The following is an 8,945-nucleotide window of genomic DNA, read 5'->3' on the forward strand; positions in this document are numbered from 1 at the left end:
CTTGATGGTTTCTTGATGAAGCGTAGAAATAATCTGGAAATGTGTGCGGTGTAATAGTTACCAATCGGTAACAGGAAGCCATCATGACGAATACAGAGTCCACTTTTTGCGCCCTTCATCAGGTAGCCTGTCGCGCAGGCAATGTGCTTTTTCGCGTCGGCGGGCTGGGAGCCTTGTTGCTGGCCGCGAGCCTGTTGTCCGGCTGCAACGACGCCGACAGCGAGCCGGCGCCCGCGCCGCCGCGTCCGGTTCGCACCGTCACCGTCGCGCCGTCCGCCACCGGTGAGGTGTTGTCGCAGATCGGGGAGATTCGCCCGACCGAAGAGACCGCGCTGGGTTTCCGTCTGGATGGGCGGGTGGTGTCGCGCGCGGTGGATGTGGGCGCCATCGTGAAGGAAGGCGATGTGATCGCCACGCTGGATGCCCGCGACAGCGAAAACCAGCTGCAGAGCGCCAAAGCGGACCTGACCCGCGCGGCGGCTTCGGAACGGCTGGCGGAGCAGAACCTTAACCGCATGAAACAGCTGGCGCCCAACGGCGCCATTTCCCGTTCACAATTGGATGAGGCGCAGTCGAACTGGGCCTCGGCGGTTTCCGTGCGTGAAAGCGCGCAGGCCAGCGTCAAAAGCGCGCAGGATCGCCTGGGCTATACCCGCTTGTCTGCGCCGGTCGCCGGGGTGATCACCGCGGTCAGCGCCAACCCCGGCCAGGTGGTGAACGCCGGTCAGGAAGTGGTGCGGCTGGCGACCTTCGCCGGCCGCGACGCGGTGTTCAATATCTCCGAGCGTCTTATCACCAGCGGCCTGAAGGACCCGCTGGTGACGGTGTCGCTGTTATCCAACCCGGCTATCAAAACGCAAGGGCATGTGCGTGACGTCAGTCCGCTGGCCGATAGCGAAACCCGCACCTGGCGGGTACGTGTTTCGCTCGTCACTCCGCCGCAAGAGATGGTGCTGGGCGCGACCGTACAGGGCGAAGTCACGCTGCCGGGCGGCAATGCCATCGAACTGCCTGCGTCGGCGCTGACCCGCCAGGGCGATCGCCCGGCGGTGTTTGTGGTCGACCCGCAAACGCAGACGCTGCGGCTGCAACCGATCGTCCTGCGTAATTACAGCGACTCGCAGATCGTCGTCGACGACGGTCTGGCCGCCGGCGACAACGTGGTTACCGCCGGCGTCAGCAAGCTGCGGGCGGGCGAGAAAGTCACGCTGACGGAGGCGAAGTAATGTCATCCGGATTCAAACATAAGTGGAACCTCTCCGCCTGGGCGCTGGCCCATCAGCAACTGGTGGCCTTTTTTATGCTGGTGATTGTGGCGGCGGGCGTCATGAGTTACGAACGTTTGCCGCGCAACGAAGACCCGGCCTTTACCATCAAAACCGCGGTGGTGTCCGCTAGTTGGCCGGGCGCCACGGTGCAGGACACCGTCAGTTTCGTCACCGATGTGCTGGAAAAGAAACTGCAGGAAATCCCTTACCTTGATTTTATCGAGAGTTACAGCCGCCCCGGCGAAGCGGTGATTTTCGTCAACCTGCGCGACAGTACGCCGCCGTCCGAGGTAAAGGGCATTTGGTACACCCTGCGCAAAAAAATGAAGGATATTACCCCCAGCCTGCCTGACGGGGTGAGCGAACCGGCGGTCAACGACGAGTTCGACGATACCTTCGGCACCATTTATGGCTTTACCGCCGACGGTTACTCGCCGCGCGAGCTGCGCGACAAGGTGGACGATATCCGCACCGAACTGCTCGCCACGCCGGATGTCGGCAAAATCGATGTGCTGGGCGTGCAGGAAGAGCAGATTGTGGTGGCGTTCTCCCCGCGGCAACTGGCCGGCATGGGGCTGGACCTGCAACAGGTGACGGCGGCGCTGCAAGCGCAGAATGCCGTCAGCCCGACCGGCACCATTCGGACCGATAATGACAAGGTGGCGTTGCGCGTCAGCGGCGCGTTTGTTTCCGAAGAGAGCCTGCGTCAGGTCACGCTGCGCATCGGCAGTCGTTTTATCCCGCTGACCGATATCGCCACGGTTCATCGTCAGGCGGCGGAACCCCCGGCGCCGACGTTTCGCGTCAACGGTCAACCCGCCATCGGGCTGGCGATCTCAATGGCGCCGACCGGCAACATGCTGGATTTTGGTCAGGCGTTGCGCAGCAAAATGGCGACGATTAGCGCCGCGCTGCCGCACGGTATCGAGGTCGTCAACGTGGCGGACCAGTCATCGGTGGTGAAATCCTCGGTGAACGGTTTCGTCAAGGTGCTGCTGGAAGCGGTGGTCATCGTGCTGGCGGTGTCGTTCGTGTCGCTGGGCAGCCGCGCCGGTCTGGTGGTGGCCGCGTCGATTCCGATTGTGCTGGCGATGACGTTTACCGGCATGGAGATAGCCGGTATCGGCTTGCAGCGTATTTCGTTGGGCGCGTTGATCATCGCGCTCGGGCTGCTGGTGGACGACGCCATGATCACGGTAGAGGCGATGGTGTCCAGCCTGGAGAAGGGCGAGGCGCGCGAACAGGCCGCCACCCGCGCTTACGAAACCACCGCGTTTCCGATGCTGACCGGTACGTTGGTGATGGTAGCGGGTTTTATTCCTGTCGGGTTTGCCGCTTCCAGCGCTGGCGAGTACTGCTACTCGCTGTTTATTGTGGTGTTGATTTCGCTGCTCAGTTCCTGGGTGGTGGCGGTGCTGTTCTCGCCGCTGATTGGCGTTTGGCTGCTGCCGAAGGCGATGAAAGCCCATGATCATAACGCCGGTCGCCTGTCACGGGCGTATGCCCGCCTGCTGACGGCGGCGTTGCGCTATCGCGGCCGCACGCTGTTGTTATCGGTGGCGTTGCTGGCGCTGGCGGTCGTGGCCGCCGGTCGGCTGGAGGGCGAGTTTTTTCCGGCGTCGGACCGGCCGGAACTGCTGGTCAGCCTGACGCTGCCGCGCAATGCCTCGCAGGAGGCCACTGAGCGGGAAGTGGCGCGGCTGGAGCAGTCGCTGAAAAACGATCCGGATCTGGATCATTTCTCCACCTATGTCGGGTCCGGCGCGGTGCGTTTCTATTTGCCGATGGATGTGCTGTTGCAGAATGAAAACATCGCGCAACTGGTGGTGGTGGCGAAAGGATTAAAAGAACGCGATGCGCTGCGCGCCCGGCTGGAAAAACGTCTGCAGCAGGATTTCAGCCACCTGGTGACCCGCGTGTCGCCGCTGGAACTGGGGCCGCCGGTCGGCTGGCCGCTGAAGTACCGGGTAACCGGGCCGGATATCGACAAGGTGCGCGAGTACGCCGCCGGACTGGCGACGTTGATCGGCAATAACCCCGATACGCGCGAAGTTAACCTGACCGCCGGTGAGCCGGAGCGCGCCATCCGCATCGACGTCAACCAGACCGAGGCGCGGGCGGTGGGCATCAGCTCGCAGGATGTGGCCAGTGCGCTGGCGACTATTTTCTCCGGCTCGGTCGTGACCAGTGTGCGCGATCGCAACCGGATGGTGGGGGTGGTGGTGCGCGCCCGCGATGAGGAGCGTCAGGATCTGGATACCGTCGCCAGCCTGCAACTGCGCGCCGCTAACGGCCAGCAGGTGCCGCTGGGGCAGATAGCGTCCGTCGGGTACGGTGTGGATGAGCCGATCATCTGGCGTCGGCAGCGTCTGCCGTTTATCACCGTGCAGACCGACCTGGCGCCGGGCGTGCGCGCCCAGGCCTTATCGACAGCGCTGGCGCCGCAGGTGGCGGCCTATCAGGCGGCGTTGCCGGCCGGTTATCACATTGAGGAAGGCGGTTCGGTGGCGGAGTCCAACAAGGGCAACAACTCGGTGTATCAGGTGTTGCCGGTGACGCTGCTGGTGATGCTGATTTTGCTGATGGTGCAGTTGCAGCGCTTCTCGCGCATGATGTTGGCGTTGCTGATGGCGCCGTTCGGGCTGATTGGCGTGGTGGCGGCGATGTTGCCGACCGGTACGCCGATGGGCTTCGTCGCCTTGCTGGGGGTGATCGCGCTGGCGGGAATGATCATCCGTAACGCGGTGATCCTAATCAGCGAAGTGGACACCAACACGGCGGCGGGCATGCCTATCAACGAGGCGATTATCCATGCGGCTCGTCACCGTTCCCGGCCGATTCTGTTGACCGCGCTGGCGGCGATTCTGGGGATGATCCCGATCGCCACCCAGGTCTTCTGGGGACCGATGGCCTACGCCATCATCGGCGGGTTGATCGTTGCCACGCTGCTGACGCTGACGGTGCTGCCGGCGGCGATCAGTCTGGTGATGCAATGGGAAACACGCGGCAAAACGCAGGGATAAAGCGGGTGAGGGGATGAGTCACCGAACTGTGCCCCGGCATTCACGATGCCGGGGAGCGGGATCAGAAGGTAAAGCTCAGTTTGGCGGCGGCGCCGTAGGTGTGCTTGCTTTCGGTGCCGACCATGCCGGTCAGGTCAAGATGTACGCCAAACGGCGACAGGCCAAGACCGGCGGTGACCAGATTCTTGTCGCTGTCGCGCATATTGGCGCGGTAACCGACGCGCAACTGCGCCCAGGACAGTACGCGATACTCGGCGCCGACGCCGGCGTACTGGTTTTTCTTCTCTGAATTAAAACCGCTGGCGGGCGTCAGGTCGATGTCGGTGGCCAGCGTCAGCGTTTCCGTGTTCCAGGCGGTGCCCGCGGTGACCTGCGGTCGAAGGTGGAAGGTTCTCTGTATACCCTGCACCTCTTTGGTGTCGATGCGGCGGCCAATCAGGTTTTGCGCCACCAGCCCGGCGCTCCAGCGCGATGTCAGGTCGGTACTGAAACCGAGATCCAGGTTGGCGCCGGAGCTGGATTTCTTGAATTCCGAATTGCGGAAGTCAGACGTGCTGTAGTTATTGATCGACGCAATATAGTTATAGGTATCGATCCGTTGCAGTTTGGGGGTGATACCCACGGAAACCGGCTGACCGGCGATGCTGAACGATTTTGCCATCGCGACGCCGTATTCGGTCACCAGCGCGCCTACGCCTTCGGCTCGGGAGGTGAAATTGTTCAGGTCGGCCGAGGTGGGAATGGTGGTGCCCGCCGCCACGCTATCCAGATAGGCCAGATCGCGGTCGGTCACCACGGCCTTGGCATTCGCCACGCCCCAGCCTTTGACGACGACGGCGAAAGGCAGCGTTTCGTTAGGAACCGCCACCACGGTAGCGGCGGCGGCGTCGCCGTAAGCGCGGTCGTCATTGATGCTGTGCAAATCGCTTCTCAGCGACTGGAAGGAAGAGATGCCCTGTTGCAGCGCCAGCCGTCGCAACAGCGGGTTGGTGATGCCGCTGCTGGAATTCAGCACGTCTTTGATACTATCCCAGCTGCTTTTGATGCGGTCGAACTTATCTTCCACTTTGTCGGGGTCGGACACCACAACGCCTACCGAAGGCAGGATCAGGCTAACGTTGTCGCTGGCCTGCGCTTTGGTCAGCAGCGCCGGGTTGGCCAGCGCGGCGGAGCCGTAGTGCGATGAAGCGACCCCGGTTCCGCCCATGGCGTCGTTCCTGGCATCAGACCAGGTTCCGGCGGCAAGCGTCACGGCAGGAGAAAACAGACCCGCTACCGTCATGGCGCGGACAAGTGATTTTTTATGCATACGAGCATTCCTTTATCAACGAAGGTATTGAGGAAAAAATTCCTTTTTGCTGTGTGCTCGTAGTTTTTATAAAAATAAACGCGGTAACTAAAATAAATAAAACCCGAGGACACCCTTATGCAGGCTGAGCAAAAACATACCTTGGTTGAAAGGAATGAATATCTCGCGTCAAACTAAGACTGCGTTTCGGCGTGTCTTGCGACAATAGTGACACAGCCTAGCATTTTCATTTCTGGCGGCGATAGCCCTTTACCCGGTTTCAGGCATGGTCAGGCATAATAATTTCCTAGTTGATTGAATTTATTGCATTTATTGATTGAGTGAATAAAGGGGTTTAAATAGACTTATTTGGAGGAATGAATTTCTTGAATTATTGGTGGTGCTGTGTCTATTTTTAAACCATAGCCCTTATCAGATAATTAGAAAATATTCATTCTGCGGCGGCCTCGATTCTTTCAATATTCGCTCCTTCAATATCCGTTCTACGTTGGTGCCCGGTATTATTCAGTCAACCGTTATTCCATCAGATTTTTTTATGCTGATACGGTTTTGGATGCCGGCTATGACGCAGGCAACTGGCGTGCGAAAGCGATTGCTTATTTTAGGTGGCCTCCTTACCCTGAAATGAGTAGGCATGGTGCGGTAAATGGCGATAAGTTGGGGGCAAAAGGCAAGGTATGCAGACAATCGAAAAATTTCAGCGCGGTGATTTGCTGGTGGCAGCTTGCCCGTCACGTGAAGTGTTACAGCACATCACCAGCCGTTGGGGCATCCTGATTCTGATTGTGCTGGAATCGAAAACGCTCCGCTTCAGCGAACTGCGCCGCCTGATCAATGGCGTCAGCGAACGTATGCTGGCCCAGACCTTACAATGTCTGGAAGGCGACGGCCTGATCAACCGGGTGGCTTATGACGTGGTGCCGCCGCACGTGGAATATAGCCTGACCCCGCTGGGGAAAGAAGCCGCGGAGAAGGTGCGGGTGCTGGTTGACTGGATTGAAGACAGCATGCCGCGCATCGCTGATCACTGGCGCGAGTCGGGGACGACGCGAGCGCGAAAAACGTCTGCCTGAAACGCGGCGGGAATCACGCTGGATTTCCGCCTTCGGTTAGCGCTTTTCACGCGCTAGTGAATAATCACAGCCTAATGATTTCTACCGGTTTTATTGTTGATAAAACCAGAAAGCTGTGTTTAATTTTAAGTTAATGCTTTCGCATTTTTTCTATTTTAGCGTTATCGATTTTTACACCAGGTTTGATTATTTAAATTAATAACAGATTCTTGCCATGGATATCCTGCCGGTTGACGCAGGGGCGGCTGCCTGTTTTTCAAACCTGTTAATATCGGTGATGCTTATGGCCCAGCCACGAACTCTGTATAACGCGACCCGCATGGTGCTTGAGCGCCGTTTGATGTTTGATGCCGCCGCTGTCGCCACGGTGGATCAGGTCGCTAATGACCAGCCAGACGGTGCTAGCCATGCCAGCCATGACGGTAGTGCCGATTCGGCAGCGCAGGATCATACCAATACCGATTTAATTCAGGCAATTAGCCAGATCGAGACGCCGCCCGCCCGCGTTGAGGTTTTCTTTATTGACGGCGCGTTGCCAAATAAAGACGCGCTGGTCTCACAATTACCGGCCGATGCTTCGGTTTATATTCTGGATAGTAATCAGGATGGGCTGAATCAGATTGCTGATATTCTTTCTAATTATAAAAATGTCGATGCGATTCATATTATTTCCCACGGTGATAGTGGACAAATTGAATTAGGCAATGCCTTAATCTCGGCGGAAAATATCAATAGCTACCAAACTATATTGGAGCAAATAAATTTATCCCTAAACAGTTCTGCCGATGTCTTAATTTATGGCTGTAATGTCGGGGATGACGCCGGGCAACAGTTATTGAGCGCGCTGTCGTCGTCGCTGGATTCGGACGTGGCGGCGTCATCCGATATTACCGGTATCGACGGCGACTGGGTGCTGGAAAGCCATGTCGGCAGTATCGAAACCGAATCCATCAATCCGACAGGCTGGCATGCCAACCTGTTGCTGGGAATAAACACCGCGCCTACCGCCGTGGCCGATGTGGCGCTGGTGAGCCAAAATAGTTCGACCATCATTAATGTGACCGCGAACGATATCGATCTGGAAGGCGATGCCATCAAGGTAACCGGGGCCAACGCGCTATTCGGCAAGGTTACGGTCAACGCTGACAATACGCTGACTTATCAACCCAATGCTGGTTATTTCGGCGTTGATACCATCACTTATACCATTGCTGACAGCAAAGGGCTGTCGGCGCTGCTGCCGGGTACGGTAGCCGTAACGGTCAATAGCTTGCCGACATTGTCGTTGCCGGTGCTCGTCAACCTGTTCAATGAAGATACGCCGATAGTTTTCGCCGATATTCTGGGCACCAAGATCAGTATTGGCGACCTTGACGGCAGCATCGCCAAAATATCGTTGTCGGTGCCGATAGGGTCGCTGACGCTATCCCAGACCGCCAATCTGTCGTTTAGTCAGGGCGACGGCATCAACGACAGCAACATCACCATGCAGGGTAGCATTGTTGATATCAATGCCGCGCTGAATGGCCTGATTTATACCCCGGATGCGGACTATAACGGCCCGGTGACCATCACTATCGGGTTAACCGACACCTTGCTGGCGATACCGATTACCACCTCACTGCCAATCGGCATTGCGCCGGTGGCGGATATTGTCAGTGATTCCGTCATCACCAACGTTAGCTCGCCGGTCAGTTTCAATGTGATGGCGAACGATACCTTTGAAAACATCAACGCCAGGGTGACGTCTTACAGCACGCCATCACACGGTACGGTGGTGATTGATAGCACCGGCAACGCGGTCTACACCCCCAATAGCGGTTATCTGGGCAACGACTCGTTTACTTATACCGTTACCAGTAATGGCACCACGGAAACCACCACCGTCACTATCCACATTAATACGCCGCCGGTCGCCAATCCGGACACCGCCACCACGCCGGAGGATACGTCGGTGACGGTAAACGTGCTGGCGAACGATACCGATGCGGACGGTAATACCCTGACCGTGACGTCGGCCAGCGCCGGCCACGGCACGGTGGTGATCAACGCCAACGGCACGCTGACCTACACCCCGGCGGCCAACTATAACGGCACCGATACCATTACCTATAAGATCAGTGACGGACTGGGAGCCAGCGCGACGGGTACGGTGACGGTGACCATCACGCCGGTCAACGATGCGCCGGTGGCGGTGAACGACACGGCGACCACCGCCGAAGACACCCCGGTGACGGTGAATGTGCTGGCGAACGACAGCGATGTGGACGGC

At 58.2% G+C, this 8,945-nt stretch carries 5 protein-coding genes; 4 read left to right on the forward strand and 1 reads right to left on the reverse strand.

Annotated elements, in window-relative coordinates:
* Window positions 1-83: 83 nt before the first annotated feature.
* Window positions 84-1,226, forward strand: coding sequence for an efflux RND transporter periplasmic adaptor subunit (locus DXX3274_RS05095; protein ID WP_084478701.1), 1,143 nt, complete (start codon window positions 84-86; stop codon window positions 1,224-1,226).
* On the forward strand, window positions 1,226-4,291 hold the full coding sequence (locus DXX3274_RS05100; RefSeq protein ID WP_042858926.1) for an efflux RND transporter permease subunit: 3,066 nt from the start codon (window positions 1,226-1,228) through the stop codon (window positions 4,289-4,291). Before DXX3274_RS05095 ends, DXX3274_RS05100 begins: the two co-directional genes overlap by 1 nt.
* 61 nt (window positions 4,292-4,352) lie before the next feature.
* Here DXX3274_RS05100 and DXX3274_RS05105 read toward each other — a convergent pair whose 3' ends face one another.
* A complete protein-coding gene (locus DXX3274_RS05105; protein ID WP_042858927.1) occupies window positions 4,353-5,600 on the reverse strand; it encodes a conjugal transfer protein TraF in 1,248 nt (415 codons plus the stop codon).
* Between the two features lie 677 nt (window positions 5,601-6,277).
* Between DXX3274_RS05105 and DXX3274_RS05110 the strand changes: the two genes are divergently transcribed.
* Both DXX3274_RS05110 and DXX3274_RS05115 read left to right on the forward strand, forming a co-directional pair.
* Window positions 6,278-6,673: a helix-turn-helix domain-containing protein gene (locus tag DXX3274_RS05110; protein ID WP_042858928.1), complete on the forward strand. Its 396-nt coding sequence runs from the start codon at window positions 6,278-6,280 to the stop codon at window positions 6,671-6,673.
* A gap of 283 nt (window positions 6,674-6,956) precedes the next feature.
* Window positions 6,957-8,945, forward strand: a 1,989-nt coding sequence (locus DXX3274_RS05115) for an Ig-like domain-containing protein (protein WP_193747058.1), incomplete at its 3' end; no start/stop codon positions are given.

Origin of the sequence: Dickeya sp. NCPPB 3274 (assembly GCF_000406205.1) — a bacterium.
GTDB lineage: Bacteria > Pseudomonadota > Gammaproteobacteria > Enterobacterales > Enterobacteriaceae > Dickeya > Dickeya fangzhongdai.